Origin of the sequence: Ciceribacter sp. L1K22 (assembly GCF_017599385.1) — a bacterium.
GTDB lineage: Bacteria > Pseudomonadota > Alphaproteobacteria > Rhizobiales > Rhizobiaceae > Allorhizobium.
In genome coordinates, this window is record NZ_JAGFPK010000002.1 from 248,497 (window position 1) to 273,585 (window position 25,089).

Genomic DNA, 25,089 nt, shown 5'->3' on the forward strand with positions numbered 1-25,089 from the left:
TGTGGAGGAGGACGCGCCTATGCCGGCAAGTCAGTTCGATGTGGCGGTGATCGGTGGCGGTCTCGCGGGTCTCGTTGCCGCGACCGAAGCAGCCGAACGCGGTCTCAAGGTCTGCGTTCTTGACCAGGAAGGCGAACAGAATCTTGGCGGCCAGGCCTTCTGGTCGCTGGGCGGACTTTTCTTCATCGACAGCCCCGAACAGCGGCGGTTGGGCATTCGCGACAGCCAGGCCCTGGCGCGCCAGGACTGGCTTGGCTCGGCTGCGTTCGATCGGGCCGAGGATTACTGGCCAAGACTGTGGGCGGATGCCTATCTGGAATTCGCAGCCGGCGAGAAGCGGCGCTGGCTACATGACCTCGGAATGCGCTGGTTTCCCGTCGTCGGCTGGGCCGAGCGCGGCGGTTCGCTCGCCAACGGTCACGGTAACTCGGTTCCGCGCTTCCACATTGCCTGGGGCACGGGGCCAGGTGTGCTCGAACCCTTTGTCCGGAAAGCGCGGGCGATGGCTGAGGATGGGCGGCTTTCTTTCCTCTTTCGGCATCGGGTCGATAGTCTGACTGTCACTAATGGCGTCGTTACCGGTGCGCGAGGCGCCGTCCTTAAGCCGGATGCAGCGGTTCGCGGTGCCGCGACCAACCGGGAGGTTGAGCAAGAGTTCGAAGTCGAGGCGGGCGCCGTGGTGGTCGCGTCCGGCGGTATCGGCGGCAATCACGATCTCGTCCGACGAAGCTGGCCGGTTGAGCGGCTGGGTCCGCCACCTCGTACAATGGTCAGCGGCGTTCCGCAGCATGTCGACGGAAGAATGCTGGAGATTACGCGTTCTGCAGGTGGCGATGTCATCAACGGCGACCGGATGTGGCATTACACGGAAGGTGTCAAGAACTGGGACCCGATCTGGCCGCAGCACGGGATTCGCATATTGCCGGGGCCGTCGTCCTTCTGGTGCGACGCCGATGGAAACCGGCTGGCACCTCCGGCCATGCCGGGCTTTGACACCATGGCAACGTTGAAGGCCATCCGGGCGACAGGCCATGACTACAGCTGGTTTATTCTCAACAAGGCAATCATCAAACGTGAATTCGCTCTTTCAGGCTCTGAACAGAATCCTGACCTCACCGATAAGAACATCCGATTGCTGCTGAAGCGCCTTGGCAAGGAACCGCCAGGACCTGTGCAGGCCTTCATGGACAAGGGTGAGGATTTCGCTGTCCGTGACACGCTCGAGGACCTGGTTGTCGCTATGAACGATATCAGCGGTGAGGGCCGGCTCGGTATCCATCACCTGCGCGAGCAGATCGAGGCCCGAGACCGAGACGCGGAGAACAAGTTTGGCAAGGATGTCCAGATGACGGCGATCCGGGGAGCGCGGAACTATGTCGGCGACCGGCTGATGCGTACCGTAAAGCCGCATCGCCTGCTGGATCCCGCGATGGGCCCGCTGATCGGGGTGCGGCTGCATATCCTGACGCGCAAGACGCTAGGCGGCATTCACACCGATCTTTCAGGCCGCGTGCTCGACTGGCGCGGTGAGCCGCTGCCAGGGCTCTATGCCGCCGGAGAGGCGGCTGGTTTCGGCGGCGGGGGCATGCACGGCTACAACGCGCTTGAGGGCACATTCCTCGGTGGATGCCTGTTCTCGGGCCGCATCGCGGGACGCGCGGTTGGCTCCTGAGCTTGGTCTTGGTTACTTCGCGGCGACTGAGAAATGCTGTGCACCATTTTCGAACTGCAATCGCGCGAGCTTGGCGTAGAGGCCGCCATGCTGAATCAGGGACTGGTGCGTTCCCTGTTCGACGATCCGGCCGTCGTCGACGACCAGGATGCGATCCGCTTTCAGTACGGTTGCCAGGCGGTGGGCGATGACAATCGTCGTGCGGTTCCGCATCAGGCCGTCTAGAGCCTTCTGAACCAACGTCTCGCTTTCTGCGTCGAGCGCCGAGGTGGCTTCGTCGAGAAGAAGAACCGGCGCATCCTTAAGAATAGCCCTGGCAATGGCGAGGCGCTGGCGCTGGCCGCCTGAAAGCGTGATGCCGCGCTCGCCGGCCTTGGTGTCGTAACCGTCGTCAAGACGCTCGATGAACTCGGCGGCCTGCGCCGCAGCCGCTGCAGCCCGCACCTCCTCGCGAGTGGCTCCGGGTTTGCCGAAGGCGATGTTGTCTTGCAGGGATGCGGCGAAGATCGTCACATCCTGGGGTACGATCGCGATCCGGCTGCGGAGTGCCTGCAGGTCGACAGTGCGGATGTCGGTGCCATCAAGGTTGATCGTTCCGCTGACAGGGTCGTAGTAACGCAGCAGCAAGGAAAAGACTGTGCTCTTGCCGGCACCGGAAGGGCCGACAATGGCGACCGTCTCTCCCGGGCTGACGCTAAAGCTCAAGCCCTTGAGGGACGAGCGCGTTGGGTTCGACGGATAGGCGAAGTGGACGTCGTGCAGGTCGATCCGCCCCTGAGGTGGCTCGGGCAGCGCCGTCGGCTCTTCCGGCGAGCGAATGGCCGGCACTTCTCGCAGGAGTTCGATAAGACGTTCCGCGGCTCCTCCCGCCTGGGACAGTTCGCCCCACACTTCCGAAAGCGAACCCAGCGCGCCTGCCGCAATGACCGAATAAAGGAGGAACTGGCCAAGAGTACCCGCGCTCATGGTGCCGTTGAGGACGCTCTGGGCGCCCACCCAAAGGACCGCGACGACGCTGCCGAAGACGAGCATGATGGCAACGCCGGTCAGCACCGCGCGAGCCTTCGTTGCTCCGCGGGCGGCGTGATAAGCGCGTTCGACGGCGTCGCCGAAGCGCGCGGCAGCGGCGGCTTCGCCATTGTAGGACTGGACCGTTCGAGTTGCGCCGATCGTTTCGCTTGCGAAGGCAGACGCGTCGGCGAGCGTGTCTTGCGCGAACCGCGACCGTTTCCGGACCGAGCGGCCGAACGCGACCAGCGGAAAGACAATGATCGGGATCGCGGCGATCACGAGAATCGACAAACCGGGGCTCGTGTAGATCATCATGCCGATCGCGCCGAGACAGAGAATGGCATTGCGCAGAGCCTGGGACGCGGTCGCGCCGAAAGCGGATTTTATCTGGGCAGTATCCGCGGTGAGTCGCGAAACGATCTCGCCGGACTGGTTTACGTCGAAGAAGGCAGGAGACAGTCGCGTCACCTGGGCGAAAACTTCACGACGAAGATCGGATACGATCCGCTCGCCGATATTGATGACGTAGTAATAGCGAAGGGAACTCGCCAGCGCGAGAACGACCGCGATGACGATCAGCATGCCGAAGTAATCGTTGATGAAACCACGATCGGCGTCATTGAATCCGTGATCGATCATCCTCCTGACGGCAAGCGGGAGCGCGAGCGTCGTCGCGGCAGCAAGAGCGAGGAAGAAAAGCGCGGCGGCGACCATGCCGCGGTACCGGAGAAGATAAGGCGCCAGCTGCGCGAGCGGCCTCGCGAACTGCCGTGTTTTCGCCGCCCCATTGCTTCCTGTCTTGTCCGTCATGCCGTCTCCTGCCCTCAGGCGCCAAACTCTCGCCTTGGCTCTTGTTATCGTTGCGCCCTTCATGTATAGGCACCGCATCGAATTGGGAAGCCGTAGCCTGATCGGACTACGGCTTCATTTATTGAATACGGTTCCCTGACGCAATTGCGGCAATTGGACCCTCCGGCACATCAGGAAGAGCGCTATGAAGGCTGATATCCATCCCGACTATCACAAGATCAAGGTGGTCATGACCGATGGCACCGAATACGAAACCTACTCCACGTGGGGTTCGGAAGGCGCTGTCATGAACCTTGAAATCGACCCCAAGTCGCATCCGGCCTGGACCGGCGGCAACCAGCAGCTGCTGGACCGCGGCGGCCGCGTTTCGAAGTTCAACAAGCGTTTCGGCGGCCTCGGCCTCTAAGCCATTTGACCTTGGCGCATATTGAAACCCGGCTCTTGAGCCGGGTTTTTGCTTTATGGGAAAAGCGCTTACAGAGCCTCGAGCCTGTCGGCGATCTCTTCCAGCGCCAGATCGTGTTTCTGCGCCAGCGTCAGGCCGAAGCGCTCAAGGTCGGAGATGTTCTTCGGTGTGGCGTCGTCTAGCGCGTCGTTGACGCCGACCAGCGGCGCGTCGAGCCTGAAGTAGTCCAGCTTCTCGCGATTGTCCGTCGTCACGACCGTTGCTCCGTCCGCAAAGGACGGTGGTTCGACGTTGAGCAATTTGTTCAGCTGGTAGGAGGCGGTGCTGGACTGGCCTTGCATGAGCACGGAGATAAGCGGTGTATCATTGGCGGGATTGATCCATCCGCCAGCGCCCCAGCTTTTCGCCTGCTGGTAGGGGATCTTGCGATTGGCCGAACCGGTGCCAAGCGAGAGGATGACGATTTTCTCGCCGTCGTCGCGCCATCCCAGCTTGCAGCCCTCGACATAGGCCGCCATTGCAGGATCGTTGGCAAAAACTCCACCATCGATCAGCGGCAGCGCCGGAATTTCGCCGTGCTTGACCCTGGCGAGATCCTCCACCAGCGCCGGCTCGAAATAGGTAGGAGCGGCTGACGACCCGCGGACCGCCTGCCAGAAGTAGAACCGTTCGTGATCGCGATCAGCATTGGTCATGAAAACGGCACGGCGTGCGTGAATGTCGTAACCGGTGATGAGCACCTTGGTGAGGGCATCCTTGATTTCCGTCTTCTTGCCGAGCATCTCCGTCAATATCTTCTCAAGAGCACCAGCATCGTAGCGCTCCTCGAAAAGACCACCGAAATTGGCAATCTTTCGAAAGAGGCCGATGTCGAAGATTTTCGCGCCCTTGCTCTTGTAGAGGTCCAGCAAGGTGGTGGCGTCTGCAGCGGGTTCGGATGGTTGTCCGGGTTTCGGACATGTCAGTCCTGCTGCGATGATCGCGCCCGTCGAGGTTCCAGCGATCATGTGAAAATAACGGTGTAGCGGCAGCTTCTTGCTGCGCTTCGACAGCTTTTTCTCGAGAACAGTCAGGATAGCCGCAGGGATCGTACCCCTAATGCCGCCGCCATCGATGGACAGAATGAACTTGGCCAAGGCTCCCTCCCTCGCAGAGGAGGAGTTTGCCATATAATCACACGTTGTAAATTGCTAAAACGCAATCTTCCGATGAGGCGCAAAAAAAGCCCGACCTGCGTGGAGCAGGACGGGCTTCTGTTTCACGGGTGCCGATCAGCCTGCGTTGAAAGCCGTGCGCAGAAGATCAAGCTGGGCCTGTACGCTGTTCTCATTGTCCGGAACAACGGAAGCGTCGGACGGCCGGTAGATCTCGCGGTCGAGAAGGGAAATCCGGTTCTGCAGGCGAAGCGAACGCTCAACGAGGTCACGGAAGGCTTCGGGAAGGTCGTTCCAGCCCGGAGCGCTGCGATCGACGTTGAAGCCGTCGAGGCGGACCTTGCTCTTTTCCGACAGAACCTGATCGCGGCTCATCTCGCCGTTGTTCACGGCGCGCTGCAAAAGAAGCCAGGATGCCATCTGCATCAGTCGGGTGGTGAGGCGCATGGATTCGGCGGCGTAAAGTACGGATGCCATACGCGGCAGTACTTTGGCGGCAGAGCGGCCAGGACCGTCCAGATAGGCGGCGGTCTCCTCCACCAGGCCCATCCCCTCGGCATAGATCGCCTTGAACGGCGCCGATGCCGCGGCGCGGCCGGCGAAGCTGATCGTGTTCAAGCCCTGATCGCTCATCGATGTCTTCCCTGTTTAACGCATCACTTGTTCAGGCTGAGGTGCCCTCGTAGCACCGTCCATCTCATGGCTGACAAGATGGTACCAATACCTGAAACGCGCAAGTCGTTTATTAAAGAAGGGTTAATTCCCACAATTTCGTGGAAGGATTAAGGCGACAAAAAAAGAGCCGCAAAAGCGGCTCTCAAGGTAAAACAGGGAGAAAAATCAGACCTATTCGCCAGTCGGTGAAACTGCCTGAATCCAGAAGCTCTGGACGCTCACATCATCTCCCGAAATAGTTAACCGTGCGTTAACGAGAAGCGAAAAATGCGATTCTTCGAGCGGGTTTCCAGTTTTGCCAAGTATTGTTTCGCGACAATCTCAGGTCTTGAACAAATTCTCCGCCGCCAGCCGTCCGGCCTGCTTGCGTATGCATTCCGCCTCCAACCGTTCGATTTCGGCTTTGAGCAGTTCAATGCGCGACCGCAGTTCGTCCGCAGCCAGCAGGGAGAGGTCACATCCTATCTCATGTGTCGTTTTGCGTGCGGGCCTGTCGTCATCGGCGATCATGGCTCAACTCCTCATCCGGTGATTCGCTTTGCTCCCCAAGAGGCTGTGCACGAGGATCAAGTGCGAGGCTTTCAGGCGTACTCATTGGGTGCGTTGCCATCGGCGCCGAGGAGAATGTCTCGCGGCTGTCGATGGGAATGGCGGCGCGCAGCCTGCTGCGGAATATAGCATAGGTGGCCAGCGCGATATGCGCGATCGCGGTGACGGCAAAGAGGGTATATGGGCCGAACTGCGTCATCACCGGACCACCCAGCGTGGGGCCGATAATCGTGCCGATGCCGAAGAGCAGCAGCAGCCCGCCCGATACCTTGACGAAATTTTCCGACGAGGCGAAGTCGTTCGCATGGGCCACAGCAATTGGATAAAGGGCATTGGCAGCTGCGCCATAGATGGCGACGAGGATGATCATGAAAACCGCGTCCTGCGGCTGTATCAGGACAAGCAGGACCGCAGCGATGGCAGCTACTGCGGAGAGCGCGGCAAGCACATAACGCCGGTCAGTCATGTCGGAGGCCTTGCCGGCAGGAAACTGGGCAATTGCCCCAGCGAAGATGGTGATTGACAGCATTGCCGCAATCATCGTCGGCGAAAGTCCTGCTCTCGAGCCGAACACCGCCCCGAGAGTTCCGTAGGCGCCGTTGGCGATGCCGATCAGCAGGATGCCGACAAACGAAACCGGCGAGTTGCGATAAAGGCTCCTGAGATCAAGGCTGACGGATTTCAGTGGTTGGGGCGAGGCGGCGGTGGAAAACGTCGTCGGAAGCATGGCCAGGCAATAGAAGATGCCGCAAGCCATGAACAGGATGGTCGTGGCCGGATCGCCGAGGCCGACCAGCATCTGCCCCCCCACAACACCGATGAGCGTGATCGAGATGTAGAAGGAGAAGATCGCGCCGCGGCTCTCGTTGGTTGCGCGTTCGTTCAACCAGCTTTCGATGATCATCGAGGTTCCGGCCGTGCAGAAGCCGGTGAGGGCGCGAAGTGCGACCCATGCATATTCATCCACCACCATGCCGGTGATCAAGGCAATGATGGCTATGATGGAGATGAACCCGGAAAAGGCACGGACATGTCCTATCCGCATCACCAGCTTCGGAGCGTAGAAGCAGCCGAGGACGAAGCCTGTCGCCCACGACGTGCCGAGCAGGCCGAGGATTTCGTTGGAGTAGCCCTCCGCCGATCCGCGGACCGGCAAAAGAAGGCCGTGAAGACCGTTTCCGAGGAAGAGGAAGAGCGTACCCAGCAGAAGGGCGAGGACAGGTATAAGATTTCGTCTCATGATATCGGCAAGTTTCCCGGCTAACATACTGTAGAAAGGGTGCGGTGCAGCAACGTCGCAGCCGGCCGTCCGGTTGCACTATACGAGCCAAACCGCTAACGAATTGCCGAATCCCTTGTCGGGCAAAAAGATGTCTCGCGTTTGACCGGGGCAGATACGCACCGGAGAATGCATGACCAAGATAATCGGCCTTCTGCTGATCCTCGCCATGGTCGTGCAGATCATCAAGCCCCTCGGCCTGCCGGGTCTCCGGCGTCGCCGCGACTTCTGGAAGATTGCGATCATCGCCTTCGTCATCTGGTCTGTGACGTTGCTGATCAGACCTTGAGCTAGCCCGAAACGAGGCTTCCCCGCGTAACCTCGACGCAGTCACCGCTCACGGATACGGACTGCAGCACACCTTGATCGCTCGTCACGTCGACGGTGATGCGGCTCGGGCGGCCCATCTCTATGCCCTGCTCGACGAAGAGACGTCGGGAACCGGTGAAGCCGTCCAGGAAGGCGAGGAAAGCGCCAAGGGCTGCCGAGGCGCTTCCCGTCGCGGGATCTTCCGCGACATTGTCGAACGGTGCGAACATACGCGCCCGCACGTGCCCGTCGCCGCAGCGAACGTAGAGAAACAGAGCGCAATCGCAATCATCGTGGGAGAAGGTCTCCCGAAGCGCGGCGAGTGAGGATATGTCGACCGCGGCGCGGCCGAGAGCGTCCAGGTCAGTGAGTTCAACAACGATGAACGTGAGGCCTACCGACATAAAGACCGGTTCATGTGCCGAGATCTTCACCTCATCGCGGGCCAGTCCGATGCATTGTGCGAGCCTTCCGGCCTCGATCAAAGACCCGATCGTGAGCGGTCCGGGCGCACGGATCGACGCTCCCGTGACTCGGGCACCGTCTCGCATCAGCTTTACCTCCACGAGGCCGGCCTTCTCCTCGAACCTCAGGACATCATCGACACTGCGCCCGAAGAGGGAACCGAGATTGCCAATGACGAAGGCGGTCCCGACATTCGGATGCCCGGCAAAGGGAACCTCGGTGACTGGCGTAAAGATGCGTACCGCCGCAGTGTTGGCCGTATCTTCAGGGGGAAGAACGAATGTCGTTTCCGAATAGCCGAACTCGGCGGCGATCTTTTGCATATCGCTGTCGGCCAGGCCCGCAGCATCGAAGACGACGGCAAGCGGATTTCCGGAAAACCGTTTCGTGGTGAAGACGTCGACCGTCTGGAAATGGCGTTCCGGCATTACTCGCCTCCGTGTTGCGATGACGAGGCTATAACGGAAAAGCCCGGTCGAAACCGGGCTTTTGTGTCTCGGTGACAATAATCATCGTGCGAAGAAACGCGCCAGATGCAGCGGCGTCAGGCCTTGTTCACGCTCGCTGCGTAGATTTCATCGATCGTTTCGGCGAGACTTGCGTCGAATTCCGCATCGCTCATTTGCACGCGCAGGTTCTCCGTCAGCGCGCGTGAGAAGCTTGCGATCATGCCGTGGTTTTTCCGCAATTTCTCGCAGGCATCCGCGCGGCTGTAGCCGCCGGACAGCGCGACGACCCGGATCACGGATTTATGGGCGCCCAAGGGCTCATAGAAACCGTCGACCGTCGGGATCGTCAGCTTGAGCATGACCTGTTCGCCGGCCGGCAGCTTGTCGAGTTGCGCCGCAATCTCGTCTCGAAGAATGGCTTCAGCCGCTTCTTTCGTCGGGCTCTTGATGGAGACCTCGGGTTCGACGATCGGGACCAAACCCTGGCCGATGATCTGGCGCGCCACTTCGAACTGTTGCTTGACGACCGCGGCAATGCCGGTCTTGTCGGCGTGAGCAATAACGGAGCGCATCTTGGTGCCGAAGATGCTCTTGTCGCGCCCCCGGATAAGGAGAGGATCAAGGTCCGGCATCGGCTTCATCAGTTGAACGCCGTTGTCCTCGTCCAGCAGGCCCTTGTCGACCTTCAGGAACGGCACGACGCCGCGCTTTTCCCACAGGTAGGACGGAACTGCCTGTCCATCGACATCGCCGTCCATGGTGCGCTCGAACAAGATGGCGCCGATAACCTTGTCTCCGGAAAAGGCCGGAGCCTTCATGATCCGGACGCGCATGGCATGCATCAGGCGGAACATTTCTTCGTCGCCGTTGTAGTCGGTCTCCGCAATGCCGTAGAGCAGCAACGCCTTGGGTGTTGAACCACCGCTCTGATCGAGCGCCGCAATGAAACCGGGCGCCGAGCCGATTTTGTTCAACATCTTCGCGTCCACCATGCTTCACTCCTATCCCAAAAAAATAGCGCGCCGGGCGCTCAAAACGACTTGCAGACCTAGTGACCCAGTGGCCGATACCAGAAGTTTTTTGGAGGGGGAATATGCCGGTAAGCTATTGAAACGATTGAAATCATTTCAATCGTTTAAAATATTGAACTATTTTAAAGAGGTAAGTTAACAGGGATGCGCGGCGTCAATCCGCGCATCCGATGACGGCGAGACCGCTCAGCCTGCTGTCGACAGAACCGAAACACCCGGCAGTTCCTTGCCTTCCATCCACTCCAGGAATGCCCCGCCGGCTGTCGACACATAAGTGAAGTCATCGGCGACACCGGCATGGTTGAGAGCGGAGACCGTGTCGCCGCCGCCGGCGACGGAAACCAGTTTGCCCGCACGGGTTCTTTCCGCCGCGTACTTTGCCGCGGCCACCGTCGCGGCATCGAACGGCGTTATCTCGAATGCTCCCATCGGGCCGTTCCAGACGAGGGTCGCTGCGCGGCCGATCCACTCGTTGACCTTTTCGATCGACTTCGGTCCTACGTCGAGCACCATTGCGTCGGACGGAATGGCGTTGATATCAACAACCTCGTTGGCGGCACCCGCCTTGAACTCGCGGGCAACCACGCCGTCGACGGGCAGAACAATGGCGCAGCCCGCGGTCGCAGCCTCGATCATGATCTGTTTCGCGGTTTCGGCCAGATCATGTTCGCAAAGGGATTTGCCAACGTTCACGCCCTGTGCCGCAAGGAAGGTGTTGGCCATGCCGCCACCGATCACCAGGGCGTCGACCTTCTTTACGAGGTTCTGCAGCAGGTCGATCTTGGTGGAGACCTTCGCGCCGCCGACAATCGCCACCACGGGGCGGGTCGGCTTGCCCAAGCCCTTTTCCAGGGCCTCCAGCTCCGCCTGCATCGTGCGTCCGGCATAGGCGGGCATGTGATGGGCGAGGCCTTCGGTGGACGCATGCGCGCGATGTGCGGCCGAAAACGCGTCGTTGACGAAAATGTCGCCGTTCTTTGCGAGCTCTGCAGTGAACTCAGGTGTGTTCTTTTCCTCGCCTTTATGGAACCGCGTATTCTCCAGCAGCAGGATGTCGCCATTGTTCATCGCATCGATCGCTTTTGAGGCTTCCGGGCCGATGCAGTCGCCGGCGAATTCGACGCTCTGATCGAGGATTTCCTCCACCGCGGCGGCGATCGGCTTCAGCGACATATCAGCCACGGGCTCACCCTTCGGGCGGCCAAAATGGGCGAGAAGGATGACCTTGGCACCCTTGCGAGACAGTTCCTGGATCGTTGGCGCCACACGTTCGATGCGGGTCGAGTCGCTGACCTTGCCGTCCGCCATCGGCACGTTGAGGTCGACGCGCACCAGTACGCGCTTGCCCTTTATGTCGGTGAGATCGTCCAAAGTCTTGAAAGCCGGCATGTCGTTATCCGTCGTTGTGATTTGAAAGGGTGATGGCGCAGACCTTACTCCGGCTCAATGACAGATCAAACAGATCACATCCTGTTTTCCTTCTCGGACAGGCTTCTTTTGCGAGCGCGATAACGTCGCAGTGCGTCACGGACCGTATGGGCGGTCTCCCGCATATTGAGGAAGATTGGTAGCGTGGTGGCGGGAACGACAGCTTCCAGTGAAATGCCGACAGAGGATATGCGGCCATTGTCGTCAGTACCGCGGACGATCAGAATAACGTTGCTGACGCGGACCCGATCCCCGTATTCCGGATGACTGCCGATACGTGCCTCGATCAGCTCGCCGACGGTCTTGGCCTTGTCCGCTTCGCTGATGAGGCCGGGGCCATAGGCAAGGTCGAGCTCCTCGGCCGGTCGGGACGGTGAGATCGTGAAAGTCCCGAAGAATTCGGTATCGTCCTCGTCCAGCTTGGCCTTTTCCGCGAAGAGGCGGTCGAGCAGCCGCGAATAGCCCGGCGCGATGAAGAGGTAGACCTGATCGTTCTCGCGAAGCCGTCCGGCATACTGGTAGCGCATCGACTTGCCGTCGCGGATGACCAGTGAAGGCATAGCCCAGCGCGGGATGCGTTCGCCGCTGATGATCGGGCTTCCGGCAACGACGCGATACGAGACGAGTTCGTGATTGGCCGCGCCGGGCAGGTCGAGTTCGTACTTTTCGATCGCGCCGAGGCGTGGCGGGACGATGAGGCCGAGTGCTCTCGCCATGGGCTTGATGGTCCAGCCCTGCATCGCGAGAGAAAGCATGACGACGATGAACGTGGTGTTGAAGTAGATCGCTCCGTTCTCGATACCACCCAGCACCGGCAGGATGGCAAGCAGAATGGACACCGCCCCGCGCAGGCCGACCCAGGCGATAAAGCCGGTCTCGCGTTGCGTAAAGTCGAAGGGAAGCAGGCTGAGCCAGACTGCGATCGGTCGCGCGATGAACACCAGGAAGAGCGCGAGGATGGCGGCCGGCGCCAGGGTGTTGACGAAGTCGGAGGGTGTCGCCAAAAGGCCCAGTACGAGGAACATAATGATCTGGGCAAGCCAGGTCAGCCCCTCCTGGAATCTCGAAATTGCCGGTCCGGCCGGGATCTTCTTGTTGCCGACGAAAATGCCCGCGACATACACGGCAAGAAAACCACTGCCGCCCACGGCGCCTGTATAGGAAAAGACCACCAGCGACAGGGCCAGGACGACGATCGGAAGGAGGCCTCGTTCAATCCGGATATGACGGAGGATAAGGACGATCACGTATCCACCGATCAGCCCCAGCAAAAGGCCCATGCCCATTTGCTCGACAAACATCCGCAGCAGACCGAGACCTGCTGCCCATCCTGTTTCTTCACTGCCGTTCTGGGAGACAAGCGTGACCAGAGCCAGCGTCAGGAAGATGGCCATCGGATCGTTCGTTCCGGATTCGACTTCCAGTGTCGAACGCACCTTGTCGCGAATGTTGATACCGCCGATTCGCAAAAGGAAGAACACCGCAGCAGCGTCCGTCGAGGCGACGATCGAGCCAAGCAGCATGCCCTCCAACAGGCTGAGACCCAGGATCCAACTCGCCGCCAGACCGAAGAGCCCAGCCGTCAGCAATACGCCGGCGGTTGACAAGACGATCGCCGGGAAGGCCGCGATCTTGAACGAATGCAACGAGGTTCCGTACCCGGAATCGAAAAGGATGATGGCAAGTGCGATCGAGCCTATCGCATAGGCTGTCTCATAGCTGGAAAATTCTATGCCTAGCCCGTCCACTCCGGCGATCAGCCCGACGAGGAGAAAGAGCAAAAGCAAGGGGGCGCCGAAGCGGAAGGCAAGCAGGCTGGAGAACGCTGCAAACAGGATCAACGCCGTCAACACGAGCGTGACGAGATAAAACGTCTCCAACTCCAGTCACCCCCTTACGAAACATGAAAATGGCCTCGCGCAGCAACGCAGGCCCTTGTCTTCTGATTCCCATTCACTTGGTGAAGGAATATTGAATGGGAATGATGATCCTCTCAAGGCAATGAGACAATTAAAAAAGGCGGACCGACGATCGGTCCGCCTTTATGGCTAACAAATACTGAACGATGGTTCAGATGAGCTTTGCGAAAGCTACGGCCGTGTCGGCCATGCGGTTCGAGAAGCCCCACTCATTGTCGTACCAAGAGAGAATGCGCACGAAATTGCCTTCCAGAACCTTGGTCTGGTCGATCGCGAAGATCGAGGAGTGGCTGTCGTGGTTGAAGTCGCGCGAGACGAGCGGCTCCTCGGTGTAGCCGAGGATGCCCTTCAGGGCGCCGTTGGACGCAGCCTTGATCGCTTCGTTGATTTCTTCCTTGGAGGTGTTCTTCTTGGCGACGAACTTGAAATCGACAACCGAAACGTTCGGGGTCGGAACGCGGATCGACGTGCCGTCGAGCTTGCCCTTCAGATGCGGAAGCACGAGGCCGACTGCCTTGGCCGCGCCGGTCGAGGTCGGGATCATCGAAAGAGCCGCAGCACGGGCGCGGTAGAGATCCTTGTGCATGGTGTCGAGCGTCGGCTGATCACCGGTGTAGGAATGGATCGTGGTCATGAAGCCGTGGTCGATGCCGACGGCATCATCAAGAACCTTGACCACCGGAACCAGGCAGTTTGTGGTGCAGGACGCATTCGAGATGACAAGATGGTCCTTGGTCAGCTTGTCGTGGTTGACGCCGAAGACGACCGTCAGATCCGCGCCGTCTGCGGGCGCTGACACGATCACGCGCTTTGCACCAGCCGTCAGGTGGGCGGCTGCCTTGTCGCGTGCGGTGAAAATGCCGGTGCACTCCATGGCGATATCGACGCCGAGTTCGCCGTGGGGGAGGGTTGCCGGGTCCTTGATCGCGGTAACCTTGATCGGCTTGCCACCGCCGACGGAAATCGTGTCGCCATCGACTTTGACATCGGCCGGGAACTTGCCGTGGATCGAGTCGTAGCGGAGCAGATGGGCATTGGTCTCGACCGGGCCGAGATCGTTGATGGCCACGACCTCGATGTCGGTGCGGCCAGACTCGACGATGGCGCGCAATACGTTGCGGCCGATGCGGCCGAAGCCGTTGATGGCAACTTTTACAGTCATTACGATCACTCCCGCTATTAAGACAGGTTCAAGTTAATGGATCGGCCGCAGGGGCGAAATGCCCTTGCGGCGTTTGGCCTCAACCGAGCTTGGCGTCCGCCGCGGCGACCACGGCCTCAACCGTGATGCCGAAATATTTGTACAGATCCTTGGCCGGCGCCGAGGCGCCGAACGAATTCATGCCAATGAAATCGCCGTCGGAGCCGATAAACGCGTCCCAGCCCTGGCGGATGCCCGCTTCGATCGCGATCTTCACCGGGGCCTTGCCGATGATGGCTTCCTGGTAATCGGCCGACTGTTCGAAGAAGAGTTCGAAGCAGGGCACCGAGACGACACGGGCGGAGATGCCCTTGTCGGCGAGCTGCTTCTGCGCCTTCACGGCGATTTCCACTTCGGAGCCGGATGCGAAGATCGACACCTTGGCATCGCTCGCCGAGATGAGCTCGTAGGCGCCATATGCGCTGAGGTTCTTTTCTTCGTATTCGGTGCGGACCGGCATCAGGTTCTGGCGGGTAAGCGCCAGTCCGGACGGCCGGTTCTTATGATGGAGAGCGAGCTGCCAGCATTCCGCGGTCTCGGTTTCGTCGGCCGGACGGAACAGCAGAAGATTCGGGATGGCGCGAAGCGCTGCGACATGCTCCACAGGCTGGTGGGTGGGGCCGTCTTCACCAACACCGATCGAGTCGTGCGTCCAGACGTGCACGACGCGGATGCCCATGAGCGCGGCGAGGCGCACGGACGGGCGGCAGTAGTCGGAAAAGATCAGGAAGCCACCTGAATAGGGGATCAGGCCGCCGTGCAGCGCGATGCCATTCATGGCGGCGGCCGTCGCATGCTCGCGAATGCCGTAGTGCATGTACCGGCCGGAGAAGTCGGTCGGCGTGATCGAGGTCATCTGGCTGGTTTTGGTGTTGTTGGAGGGCGTCAGGTCGGCCGAGCCGCCAAGCGTTTCGGGCAGGAGGCCGTTGATGACTTCCAGAGCATCCTCCGAGGCCTTGCGCGTCGCCACGGTCGGGTTGTTCGCAGCAATCTTCTTCTTGAATGCGTCGATGGTCGCATCGAAGTTGCCCGGCAGATCGCCGGCGAAGCGGCGGTTGAATTCCGCGCGCTTTTCCGCATCGGCGGCGGCAAGACGCTCTTCCCACTCCTTGCGGGTCTTGGTCGACCGCAGGCCAGCGAGACGCCATGCATCGAGAACATCGGCGGGCACAGAGAATGCTTCGGCTTCCCAGTTGAGCGCCTTACGGGTAGCGGCAATTTCCTCGGCGCCGAGCGGCGAACCGTGAACCTTGTGCGTGCCGGCCTTGTTCGGTGCGCCGAAGCCGATAACCGTCTTGCAGGCGATGAAGGTCGGGCGATCCGACTTCTGTGCCTGCTCGATCGCGGCGGAAATGGCTTCCGGATCATGGCCGTCGACTTTGATTGTGTTCCAGTTGACGGACTTGAAACGCGCGATCTGGTCGGTCGAGTCCGAGAGGGATACGGCGCCGTCGATGGTGATATTGTTGTCGTCCCAGAAGACGATCAGCTTGTTGAGTTTCAGGTGGCCAGCCATGGCGATGGCTTCCTGGCTGATGCCTTCCATGAGGCAGCCGTCGCCGACCAGCACATAGGTGAAGTGGTTCTGCAGATCGGAACCGAATTCCTGCTCCAGCTTGCGCTCGGCGATTGCCATGCCGACCGCATTCGCGATGCCCTGGCCGAGAGGTCCGGTGGTCGTCTCGATGCCGGAGGCGTGGCCGTATTCGGGGTGACCCGCGGTCTTGGAGTGCAACTGGCGGAACTGCTTGATGTCCTCGATCGTCATGTCCTCATATCCGGTGAGATAGAGGAGCGCATAGAGCAGCATGGAGCCGTGCCCGGCGGACAGCACGAAACGGTCGCGATCCGGCCACAGCGGGTTCTTCGGATCGAACTTCAGATATCGGCTGAAAAGAACAGTGGCGATGTCGGCGGCGCCCATCGGCAGGCCGGGGTGACCGGAGTTGGCCTTTTCAACTGCATCCATCGCAAGGAAACGGATCGCATTGGCCATCCGGTTGTGTTTTTCAGGAGAAGTCATGGCAGTTCCGCTTGTTCCGGGGTCTGGAGGAGGGCCGCGCGGGCGGTCCCTTGAAGGCGGCTGATCCATAGCAGGTGGATCGCGCAAGTCAACAAATCCAGAGGTAGGGTGCCTTGTTCCGTGCAAAAAACCGGGAGGCTGCACAACAATGCGGCACTGCATCCGGAGAAGGCTCTAACCGGTGATGATCCGCCGTATTCCACAGCAAAGGCGTGGCGAGACACGTGCCGTTTCATTGACGCAGCCGCCCCCGCGCGGCTAGTGTCCCGCATCTAACAGGTAGGCCCGACGGGTCGATTCGGTCACCTTTTTTGGAAAAGCCGGGACAGCACAATGCCAACGCAAAGCAAGGTAGAGGCGGCTCTTGGCGCCTTGCGGCAGGCGATTGCCGGCCTTGAGAATGCCATCGACATGCGTCTTGAGGTTCAGCGCGAAAGCAGTGAGGTCGAAGGCGAGGTTAAGCGCGTTCATGCAGATCGTGCGCGGTTGGCGCAGGAACTCGACGAGTCTCAGTTTCGCGCCAATCGTCTCGAGGAGGTCAATCGGGAAGTCTCCCGACGGCTGGTGACGGCGATGGAGACCATCCGGGCGGTCCTGGACAGGTAAGTTGCAGATTTTCTACCCCGTACGGGAAAAATGATGGCGCAGGTAACGGTCACAATAGACGGTAAGGCCTACAGAATGGCCTGTGAGGAAGGGCAGGAGGATCACCTCATTGCACTGTCCTCCACCTTCGACCGCTATGTCGGTCATTTGAAGACGCAATTTGGCGAGATAGGCGATCTGCGTCTCACGGTCATGGCCGGCATCATGGTGATGGACGAGCTGTCCGAACTGAACAAGCGGGTGGCGTCCCTGGAAAGCGAATTGACGGCGCTGCGCAGTGGACGGGACGAGGTTCTCGCCGGGGCAGAGAAGCGCGAAGAACTGCTTCTGTCGTCCGTTGTCGAACTCACGGAAAAACTAACCGGAATAACGCGGAAACTGACGGGACGCGCAGATCCAGTTGCGTCAACTCCTGGAGAGTGATGGCGGAAATCGGCAGGAAGGCTGAAGAGGCCACTGGCGGACGGCACGCTTACCTCCTATATTCACCACGCGGTCTGCGCCTCACGACAGGAACCACAATCCCTGGGGCCATACTCGATCCAAAGGGAGCTGTCCCTGGCCAGGCCCGTGGGCTTGGACATATGGCGCCCACCTACGTTTGTAGGCACCCAGGATCGTAAATCTCCATCGGTTGCCGTGGATCGCGCCTCGTTGTTTCAAGGCCTGAGACGGTGCCGCCAAGACGCAAAAGGCGGCAGCTTTCGCCACCGCCTCATGCTTTTAGGTTAGGCAGTCCGCCTTAGAATTCTTCCCAGTCCGCATTGCTTGCCGCCGCGGTCCCGCTGCCTGTGGAAAAGGCTTTCGACAATGCCGCAGTCATTCGTCGGGCCGGCGAGGGAGCTGGAGAGCTCTCCGGGCGAGCGACGGCGATCTGACGCGTTGCCGGGGCAGCCGACGTTGCGCTCGTCCGGAACTGTCCGACGAGGCCGGCAAGTGTCGTGGCGCTTTCAGCCAATCTATGCGTGACGGCTGTGGTCTCTTCGACCATGGCGGCGTTCTTTTGGGTGAACTGATCCATCTGGCTGACGGAGGAATTGATCTCGTTCAAGCCGGTGGACTGTTCGCGGGCGGCCGTTGCGATCGACGCTATATGACCGTTGATCTTTTCCACCTGCTCCGAAATCTTATGAAGCGCGTCCCCGGTGGCGCGAACAAGCGTCACGCCGCCCGAGACTTCTTCGCCGGATTTCGTAATCAATGCCTTGATGTCCTTCGCGGCATTTGCTGAACGCTGGGCCAGTTCGCGCACTTCCTGGGCGACGACCGCGAAGCCCTTGCCAGCTTCACCTGCACGTGCAGCCTCAACCCCGGCGTTGAGCGCCAGCAGGTTGGTCTGGAAGGCGATCTCGTCGATGACATTGATGATCTTCGAGATTTCGGACGAAGCGTTTTCGATGCGACCCATGGCTTCGATGGCGTCCGACACGACCTTGCTTGAGCTTTCCGTGCTGCTGCGGGCGGCCTGTGCCATGGACGAGGCTTCGTCGGCGCGGGCAGACGAACTCTTGACCGTCGAAGTGATTTCGTCGAGCGCGGCCGAGGTCTCCTCAAGCGAGGCAGCCTGCTGTTCCGTGCGCTTCGACAGGTCGCCGCTTGCGGAGCGCATCTCTTCGGCACTTGCCTGAATGCCGTGGGTCTCGGTCGTCAGCTGCGACAGTGTCGAGTTCAGCTTCTCGAGCGAGTTGTTGAAGTCGACACGCAGCCGCTCAAGGCCATCGCTGAAGGGGGTTTCGATTCGACAGGTGAGATCGCCCTCGCTGAGGCGTTGCAGGCCGCCGGCCAAGGCGTCGACCGCCTTTTGGATGCGGGCGTTTTCCTCGGCCTTTGCCCGCTCGCGTGCGCCGCGCTCCTGTTCGCTCTGTTCGCGGGTCTCGTCGGCCTGCCGCTCGAGAGCGATCTTCTGCTCCGCGTTCTGACGGAATACGTCGAGCGCGCGGGCGAGAGCGCCGACCTCATTACGCAGGCTCTGGTTGGGCACTTCGGTCCCCAGGTCGCCCTTGGCAAGCCGGTTGGCGACTGCTGTCAATTGAGGAATGGGGCCCATGATACGGCGTGCAACAAAGGCCATGATGATCGCTGCAACGATCAGCGTGACAACGGCCGTAATGCCGATCGTCCAGGCCATCTGTTCGGCAATACTGTCGATGTCGGCGGCCCGGACACCGGCATAGAGTATGCCGATGACCTTGTTCTCAGGCGAGAAGATCGGCTGATATATGGTGTAGTAGGGTACTTCGAGAATGACCGCCTCGCCGCGATAGATGTTGCCCTTGGTCAGAACCGGGTAGACGGCGCCCGTCTGGCCGAGAGCAGTGCCCACTGCGCGATTTCCGTCCGGTTTGACGATGTTGGTCGTGCGGCGCCAGAAATCCTTGCTTGCTTCATCCCATCCGAAGATCGTTGCAGTCTGGCCGGTCATGCGGCCGACTGTGTCGATCATCGTGTGGCTTTCTAACGTGGCCGGGATTTCCGGTGCAACGATCTTCTCCACGTTGCCGTCCTTGCCCCAGGTCACCTGGACCCCCGGAAGGTCACGCTCGACAATGGTCGCCGCGGTGCGGAGACTTGCGTTCTGTCCTTCGATCGCCTGTTCCGCGATACGTCCGGAAATACTGTGAGAGATCGCGAACGCAACCGCAGCAAGCGAAAGAAGGAGGATGATGATCGTCGTGGCGGTAACCGTTCCGACGAGCCCGAAGCGTGAGAGAAGGCGCATAGGTTGTTTCCCCGATTGATAAGTAAACCTACAATTAAATGGCAAATGTTAAATAAGCTTTGCGACCAAAGCGCTTTGAATGCCGGAAGCAAAGGGGTTTAGGGCGATTAACAGCAGCACTGGTGCGATATGCTTGCGCTTCGCATATGTCTGCGCATAGAAACGGGCATGTTGCACAAAGACAGAAAGGCGGCCCTGCGCCGCGAACGGCTTGCGTCTCGAGATGCCATGTCCGTGGAGAGCCGAATAGAAGCGTCGCTGGCCATAGCCGATGCCGGGACTGCTGCTATCGAGGTTTTACCGGGCACCATCGTATCGGGGTTCTTTCCGATCCGATCGGAGGTTGATATCCGCCCTTTGCTCGCAAAACTGAAGGAGCGTGGCGCTCGACTGGCGTTGCCGATCATCCATGATCGAGAGACCATCGTGTTTCGCGAACTGCTTCCCGGCGCTGAACTCGTCGACACGGGTTTCGGTACCCGCGGGCCCGGTCCTGAGGCTCCCGTGGTCGATCCGGGCCTCATGCTCGTGCCGCTCGCCGCATTCGATGCACGCGGGCACCGCATCGGTTACGGCGCCGGATATTATGACCGCGCGATCGCGCGCCTGCGAGCCAGTGGCAAGGAGCCGAGGCTGATTGGCATCGCCTTCGACTGTCAGGAGGTGCCGGAAGTGCCGGCGGAGGATCACGATGTCGAGCTGGAAGCATTGCTGACGGAAAGCGGCTTTCGCGTCTTTGGAAAGCAGGTATCGGCATGAGACTTCTATTTTTGGGCGACATGGTCGGCAAGACGGGTCGCACCGCGGTGTGGGACAGGTTGCCGGGCCTGATCTCCGACCTGAAGCTCGACTTTGTCGTTGTGAACGGGGAGAACGCCGCGGGCGGTTTCGGTATCACAGAGGATATCTACCTCGAGACGATCAATGCCGGAGCGGACGTGGTCACGACGGGCAATCACGTGTGGGACCAGAAGGAGGCGGTCAGCTTTTGCGAGCGGCATGACCAGTTCCTGCGTCCGGCGAATTACCCGGCGGGAACGCCCGGCAGGGGCTCTGGGTTATTCTACGCTCGCAATGGTGCGCGTGTGCTCGTCGCCAACATCATGGGACGCGTGTTCATGCATCCCGAACTTGATGATCCCTTCCAGGCTGCCGAGGCTATCCTCGCTGCCTGCCCCATGGGCGAACAGGCCGATGCGGTGATCTTCGATTTCCACGCCGAGGCGACCAGCGAGAAGCAGTGCTTCGGGCATTTCGTCGACGGACGGGCAAGCCTCGTCGTGGGCACGCACACCCATGTGCCGACCGCCGATCATCAGATCTTGAACGGTGGCACGGCTTACATGTCTGATGCCGGCATGTGCGGAGACTACGACTCGTCCCTCGGGATGGATAAGGAAGAGCCGATCAACCGGTTCATTTCCAAGATGCCGAAGGGTCGTTTCGAGGCGGCATCGGGCCCCTCGACGATCTGCGGAGTCGGCGTCGAGATTTCGGACCGCACGGGACTGGCGGAGAAAATCGCACCCCTCAGACTGGGGCCGAGGCTCACCGAGACGGTGCCGGAGTTCTGGCGCTGATAACGCCATTGTGAGTCGGGAGACGTCCTCACCAGCTTTACCTGTCTGCCAGCCTGCATCATGCTCGCCCGTGGTCGATCCGACAGGGAGTTCATGATGCAGCTCAGGTTCGCGGTGATCTCTACATTGGCGCTGCTGGCGACAATCTCGCCGACAGCGGCGCAGGATCGGGGAATGGTCAGCCAATGCCAGTTGGTGGCGGACCGGCTTCCAAGCGCTCTATACGCCACCTATAGTCCGCAGATTGATGGCACCTTCGCCCCGCTGAAGGCCGCGGCGAGGGACGAGGTCGTCATTACGTATGTCGGCCATTCGACGTTCGAGATAACGGCTCCAGACGGGGTGACCATCGCGACGGATTACAGCGGTTCGCTCAGAACAGCGCGTCTTCCGGACGTGGTGACGATGAACAAGGCACACAGCAGCCACTATACGCTGTTTCCTGATCCGGCGATCGAACACGTCCTCCACGGCTGGCACGAGACGCCGGGCGAAAAGGCCGAGCACAGGCTCGTTGTCGGAGAAAGCTATATTCGCAATGTCAGCACCGACATACGCGGATTTGGCGGGTTCGAGGAAAACGGGAATTCGATCTTCATCTTTGAGATCGCGGGGCTCTGCATCGGCCATCTCGGGCATCTGCATCATGAGCTCACCGACAGCCACTATGCCGAAATCGGGCGGCTTGATGTCGTGATGGTCCCTGTGGATGGCGGACTTACCATGGGCGCCCAGAGCATGAGCAGGGTGATCAGTCGGTTGCGCTCGGCGCTAATTCTGCCGATGCACCGCCGCGGACCCATTGTCGACAGCTTCATGGCCATGTTCGACGACCGGTTTGACAAGTCATTTTCCGAACACCAGAGCGTAACGGTCTCGATGCGCACACTGCCGAAGAAGCCCCTGATCCTGGTGCTCAGGGGCTTCTGATCAGGTGGTTCAGGCGAAGCTGACGTGGCGATGCACGCCGACATCAGGCGTTTTTTCGTCGTTCATGTTCGCCTTTGCGATTTCCCAGCCGAACTTCAGCGGGTTGCCGGTGGAGGCCCAGATTTCACCGTCGTCGAGATGAAGGGCGACAAGCGTCAGCTTGGGATCCGATTTGCCGCCCTCGTACCAGGCCTCGACGATCGAATTCCAGTATTCGTCGATCTTTGCCGCGTCTTTCCGCTCCGCCAGGGAGCCGGCGAGGCAAGCATGATAGTCGTGGTCCTTGCCGACGACGCAAAAGTGAGCACGGGAACCGGGACGCAGTTTCTGCACCAGTTCCGAATCCGTCTTCGTGAAGAACCAGATCGTGTTCGTCTTCGGGTCGGCGAAGGGTGCCATAGGCTGCATATGCATGGCTTCGCCCTGCAGGCCCAGCATGCCCGCATGGATATCGTCGATCTCTTCCCACAGCTGGTTGACGGGGGTTTCGCGCGCTTCTGAGAAACTGGCCACTTTTCGATCTCCTTCGTTGTGACTTTCGGAGCCTGAACGAGTGTGCCGCGTCCTTGTTCCAAGCCGACATGGGAGAGGTGCTCCCCTTGAACGGTGCCGCCATCGCGCTTATAAGGCGGCCATTCCAACGAAATAGACCGGATCAGGGGTGCCATGGCTGGCCATTCACAGTTCAAAAACATCATGCACCGCAAGGGGAAGCAGGACGGTATCCGTTCGAAGATGTTCTCCAAGCTCGCGCGCGAAATCACCGTTGCGGCAAAGACCGGTCTTCCCGACCCGGCGATGAACGCCGCTCTGCGCCTCGCCGTACAGAACGCCAAGGCGCAGTCGATGCCGAAGGACAATATTGAGCGCGCCATCAAGAAGGCCTCCGGCGCGGATGCCGAAAGCTATGACGCGATCCGCTACGAAGGTTACGGGCCGGGCGGTGTTGCTGTCATCGTCGAGGCTTTGACCGACAACCGCAACCGCACGGCATCGTCCGTTCGTTCGATCTTCTCCAAGGCCGGTGGCGCACTGGGTGAGACGGGATCGGTGTCCTTCTCGTTCGATCATGTCGGTGAGATCACCTACAAGGCCTCCGTGGGCGATGCGGACAAGGTGATGGAGGCAGCGATCGAGGCCGGTGCCGAGGATGTCGTTTCCGACGAGCACGGTCATACGATCTATTGTGGTTTCGAGGACATCGGCGATGTGTCGAAAGCCCTGGAAGCAAGCCTCGGCGAGGCCGAGACCGTGAAGGCCATCTGGAAGCCGCAGAACACCATCGAGGTGGACGAGGAAAAGGCGACGTCGCTGATGAAGCTCATCGACACGCTGGAAGACGACGACGACGTTCAGACCGTCTACTCGAACTTCGAGGTTTCCGATGAAGTGATGGCCAAGCTGTCAGCCTGAGCTTTGAAGAATTAAAAACAAGGCCCGGCTGGTCTCCCAGTCGGGCTTTTTGCTTTACGGGCGGCGAAGCTTATGCCGCTTCGCCCCTGACATTGCCGATGACGCCGACGAGGTCGTTGACGATCTTCTCGATCAGGCCGCGATCGTCGCCTTCCGCCATGACGCGGATCAGCGGTTCGGTGCCGGATGGGCGGATGACAAGGCGGCCGGATTTCGAAAGCTTGTCTTCGGCGTCGGCTATCGCCTGTTTGACGTTCTTGTCTTCGAGCGGCTTGCCGCCGGAATAGCGAACGTTGCGCAACAATTGCGGCACCGGATCGAAGCGGTGGCAAATTTCGCTCACAGTCCTGCCGGTGCGCTTCACGCAGGCGAGGATCTGCAGCGCGGCGACCAATCCGTCGCCGGTCGTGCCGAAGTCGGAGAGCACGATGTGACCTGACTGCTCGCCGCCGACATTGAAGTTGTTCTGCCGCATGTGTTCGACGACATAGCGATCGCCCACCTTGGTGCGGGCGAGCGACAGGCCCTTGCCGGTCAGAAAGCGTTCAAGACCGAGATTGGACATGATCGTCGCGACGATGCCATCACCCTTGAGCATCTGATCGTTGGCCCAGGTTTCGGCGATAACGGCCATCAACTGGTCGCCATCGACGATGGCGCCGTGCTCGTCAACGATGATGACACGGTCGGCGTCGCCATCGAGCGCTATGCCAATGTCGGCGCGCACTTCGTGAACCTTCTTCTGCAGCGCTGACGGATGGGTCGAGCCGCAGTCGAGGTTGATATTCGTGCCGTTCGGCTCGTTGCCGATCGTCACGACTTCGGCGCCGAGTTCCCAGAGCGCAAGCGGTGCGACCTTATAGGCGGCCCCGTTGGCACAGTCGATAGCGACCCTCAGACCGTGCAGCGTCACGTCACGGGGCAGGGTGCGCTTCACGAATTCGATGTAGCGATAGATATCGCCTTCGACCCGCTTTGCGCGGCCGATTTCGCGTGCGGGAGCGAGCTGCTTGTAGAGATCCTTTTCGAGCAGGTCTTCGATCTGCGCCTCGATCTCATCCGACAGCTTGTAGCCATCAGGGCCGAAAAGCTTGATGCCGTTGTCGGCGAAAGGGTTGTGAGAGGCGGAGATCATGACGCCGATATCGGCGCGCAGCGATCGGGTCAGCATGGCGACGGCGGGTGTCGGGATCGGGCCGAGCAGGAACACGTCGAGACCGGCGGCAGTAAATCCGGCAACCAGGGCATTTTCCAGCATATAGCCGGAGAGACGCGTGTCCTTGCCGATCACCACGCGGTGGCGATGCTCGCCCCGCCGGAAGATCGTCCCCACGGCGATGCCGACCCGCATGGCGATATCGGGGGTCATCGGAAAGGTGTTGGACTGTCCGCGAATACCGTCGGTTCCGAAATAACGACGCGACATGGGTTCTCCTGCAAATAGTTCGGGCCGGGCAGTC

23 protein-coding genes and 1 other RNA gene are annotated in these 25,089 nt (G+C 60.2%); 10 read left to right on the forward strand and 14 right to left on the reverse strand.

Going from position 1 to position 25,089, the window contains the following annotated elements:
- The first annotated feature begins 19 nt into the window (after positions 1-19).
- Positions 20-1,672: an FAD-binding dehydrogenase gene (locus tag J5J09_RS19160; protein WP_208553830.1), complete on the forward strand. Its 1,653-nt coding sequence runs from the start codon at positions 20-22 to the stop codon at positions 1,670-1,672.
- Between the two features lie 12 nt (positions 1,673-1,684).
- On the opposite strand, the gene J5J09_RS19165 is transcribed toward J5J09_RS19160, so the two are convergent.
- Entirely contained in the window at positions 1,685-3,493 is a 1,809-nt protein-coding gene (locus J5J09_RS19165; protein ID WP_246746021.1) for an ABC transporter transmembrane domain-containing protein, read from the reverse strand.
- A 184-nt stretch (positions 3,494-3,677) separates the two neighbouring features.
- Between J5J09_RS19165 and rpmE the strand changes: the two genes are divergently transcribed.
- On the forward strand, positions 3,678-3,899 hold the full coding sequence (gene rpmE, locus J5J09_RS19170; RefSeq protein ID WP_208553832.1) for a 50S ribosomal protein L31: 222 nt from the start codon (positions 3,678-3,680) through the stop codon (positions 3,897-3,899).
- Positions 3,900-3,967: 68 nt separating this feature from the next.
- On the opposite strand, the gene J5J09_RS19175 is transcribed toward rpmE, so the two are convergent.
- The 4 genes from J5J09_RS19175 to J5J09_RS19190 all read right to left on the reverse strand — a co-directional run bounded on the left by J5J09_RS19175 (position 3,968) and on the right by J5J09_RS19190 (position 7,517).
- Positions 3,968-5,035: a patatin-like phospholipase family protein gene (locus J5J09_RS19175; RefSeq protein WP_208553833.1), complete on the reverse strand. Its 1,068-nt coding sequence runs from the start codon at positions 5,033-5,035 to the stop codon at positions 3,968-3,970.
- Positions 5,036-5,170: 135 nt separating this feature from the next.
- The gene (locus J5J09_RS19180) at positions 5,171-5,686 is read right to left on the reverse strand and encodes a DUF1465 family protein (protein WP_208553834.1); all 516 of its coding nucleotides are present in this window, start codon (positions 5,684-5,686) and stop codon (positions 5,171-5,173) included.
- 363 nt (positions 5,687-6,049) lie between these two features.
- Positions 6,050-6,238: a DUF1192 domain-containing protein gene (locus tag J5J09_RS19185; protein ID WP_208553835.1), complete on the reverse strand. Its 189-nt coding sequence runs from the start codon at positions 6,236-6,238 to the stop codon at positions 6,050-6,052.
- Positions 6,225-7,517, reverse strand: coding sequence for an MFS transporter (locus J5J09_RS19190; RefSeq protein WP_208553836.1), 1,293 nt, complete (start codon positions 7,515-7,517; stop codon positions 6,225-6,227). The genes J5J09_RS19185 and J5J09_RS19190 overlap by 14 nt, the downstream gene beginning before the upstream one ends.
- A 172-nt stretch (positions 7,518-7,689) precedes the next feature.
- Between J5J09_RS19190 and J5J09_RS19195 the strand changes: the two genes are divergently transcribed.
- Complete coding sequence (locus tag J5J09_RS19195; RefSeq protein WP_208553837.1) at positions 7,690-7,845, forward strand: hypothetical protein; 156 nt, start codon at positions 7,690-7,692, stop codon at positions 7,843-7,845.
- Position 7,846: 1 nt separating this feature from the next.
- Here J5J09_RS19195 and J5J09_RS19200 read toward each other — a convergent pair whose 3' ends face one another.
- From J5J09_RS19200 to tkt, 6 genes are all read right to left on the reverse strand, one after another.
- Entirely contained in the window at positions 7,847-8,758 is a 912-nt protein-coding gene (locus tag J5J09_RS19200) for a PhzF family phenazine biosynthesis protein (RefSeq protein WP_208553838.1), read from the reverse strand.
- A gap of 116 nt (positions 8,759-8,874) precedes the next feature.
- The gene (locus tag J5J09_RS19205) at positions 8,875-9,771 is read right to left on the reverse strand and encodes a fructose bisphosphate aldolase (RefSeq protein WP_208553839.1); all 897 of its coding nucleotides are present in this window, start codon (positions 9,769-9,771) and stop codon (positions 8,875-8,877) included.
- A gap of 225 nt (positions 9,772-9,996) precedes the next feature.
- Positions 9,997-11,199: a phosphoglycerate kinase gene (locus J5J09_RS19210; protein ID WP_208553840.1), complete on the reverse strand. Its 1,203-nt coding sequence runs from the start codon at positions 11,197-11,199 to the stop codon at positions 9,997-9,999.
- Positions 11,200-11,273: 74 nt separating this feature from the next.
- On the reverse strand, positions 11,274-13,118 hold the full coding sequence (locus J5J09_RS19215) for a potassium/proton antiporter (RefSeq protein ID WP_208553841.1): 1,845 nt from the start codon (positions 13,116-13,118) through the stop codon (positions 11,274-11,276).
- Between the two features lie 190 nt (positions 13,119-13,308).
- A complete protein-coding gene (gap, locus tag J5J09_RS19220) occupies positions 13,309-14,319 on the reverse strand; it encodes a type I glyceraldehyde-3-phosphate dehydrogenase (protein WP_208553842.1) in 1,011 nt (336 codons plus the stop codon).
- Between the two features lie 79 nt (positions 14,320-14,398).
- Positions 14,399-16,381, reverse strand: a complete 1,983-nt coding sequence (gene tkt / locus J5J09_RS19225; RefSeq protein ID WP_208553843.1) for a transketolase — start codon at positions 16,379-16,381, stop codon at positions 14,399-14,401.
- A gap of 333 nt (positions 16,382-16,714) precedes the next feature.
- On the opposite strand from tkt, the gene J5J09_RS19230 reads away from it, so the two are divergent.
- The 3 genes from J5J09_RS19230 (at position 16,715) to ssrS (ending at position 17,637) form a co-directional block, all read left to right on the forward strand.
- Positions 16,715-16,987, forward strand: coding sequence for a DUF4164 domain-containing protein (locus J5J09_RS19230; RefSeq protein WP_208553844.1), 273 nt, complete (start codon positions 16,715-16,717; stop codon positions 16,985-16,987).
- Between the two features lie 33 nt (positions 16,988-17,020).
- Positions 17,021-17,410 carry a cell division protein ZapA gene (locus tag J5J09_RS19235; RefSeq protein WP_208553845.1) on the forward strand — a complete coding sequence of 130 codons (390 nt, stop codon included), beginning with the start codon at positions 17,021-17,023 and terminating at the stop codon, positions 17,408-17,410.
- 68 nt (positions 17,411-17,478) lie between these two features.
- A non-coding RNA gene (gene ssrS / locus J5J09_RS19240) (6S RNA) lies at positions 17,479-17,637 on the forward strand.
- Positions 17,638-17,729: 92 nt separating this feature from the next.
- On the opposite strand, the gene J5J09_RS19245 is transcribed toward ssrS, so the two are convergent.
- The gene (locus tag J5J09_RS19245; RefSeq protein ID WP_208553846.1) at positions 17,730-19,706 is read right to left on the reverse strand and encodes a methyl-accepting chemotaxis protein; all 1,977 of its coding nucleotides are present in this window, start codon (positions 19,704-19,706) and stop codon (positions 17,730-17,732) included.
- A 168-nt stretch (positions 19,707-19,874) separates the two neighbouring features.
- Here J5J09_RS19245 and J5J09_RS19250 point away from each other — a divergent pair, with 168 nt between their 5' ends.
- The 3 genes from J5J09_RS19250 (at position 19,875) to J5J09_RS19260 (ending at position 22,216) form a co-directional block, all read left to right on the forward strand.
- Positions 19,875-20,465, forward strand: a complete 591-nt coding sequence (locus J5J09_RS19250) for a 5-formyltetrahydrofolate cyclo-ligase (protein WP_208553847.1) — start codon at positions 19,875-19,877, stop codon at positions 20,463-20,465.
- Complete coding sequence (locus J5J09_RS19255; protein WP_208553848.1) at positions 20,462-21,286, forward strand: TIGR00282 family metallophosphoesterase; 825 nt, start codon at positions 20,462-20,464, stop codon at positions 21,284-21,286. The genes J5J09_RS19250 and J5J09_RS19255 overlap by 4 nt, the downstream gene beginning before the upstream one ends.
- A 96-nt stretch (positions 21,287-21,382) precedes the next feature.
- Positions 21,383-22,216 carry an MBL fold metallo-hydrolase gene (locus J5J09_RS19260; RefSeq protein ID WP_208553849.1) on the forward strand — a complete coding sequence of 278 codons (834 nt, stop codon included), beginning with the start codon at positions 21,383-21,385 and terminating at the stop codon, positions 22,214-22,216.
- A gap of 9 nt (positions 22,217-22,225) precedes the next feature.
- Here J5J09_RS19260 and J5J09_RS19265 read toward each other — a convergent pair whose 3' ends face one another.
- Positions 22,226-22,729, reverse strand: a complete 504-nt coding sequence (locus J5J09_RS19265; protein WP_208553850.1) for a pyridoxamine 5'-phosphate oxidase family protein — start codon at positions 22,727-22,729, stop codon at positions 22,226-22,228.
- 153 nt (positions 22,730-22,882) lie between these two features.
- On the opposite strand from J5J09_RS19265, the gene J5J09_RS19270 reads away from it, so the two are divergent.
- Positions 22,883-23,629, forward strand: coding sequence for a YebC/PmpR family DNA-binding transcriptional regulator (locus J5J09_RS19270; RefSeq protein WP_208553851.1), 747 nt, complete (start codon positions 22,883-22,885; stop codon positions 23,627-23,629).
- A gap of 70 nt (positions 23,630-23,699) precedes the next feature.
- Here J5J09_RS19270 and glmM read toward each other — a convergent pair whose 3' ends face one another.
- Positions 23,700-25,055, reverse strand: coding sequence for a phosphoglucosamine mutase (gene glmM / locus J5J09_RS19275; RefSeq protein ID WP_208553852.1), 1,356 nt, complete (start codon positions 25,053-25,055; stop codon positions 23,700-23,702).
- Positions 25,056-25,089: the final 34 nt, after the last annotated feature.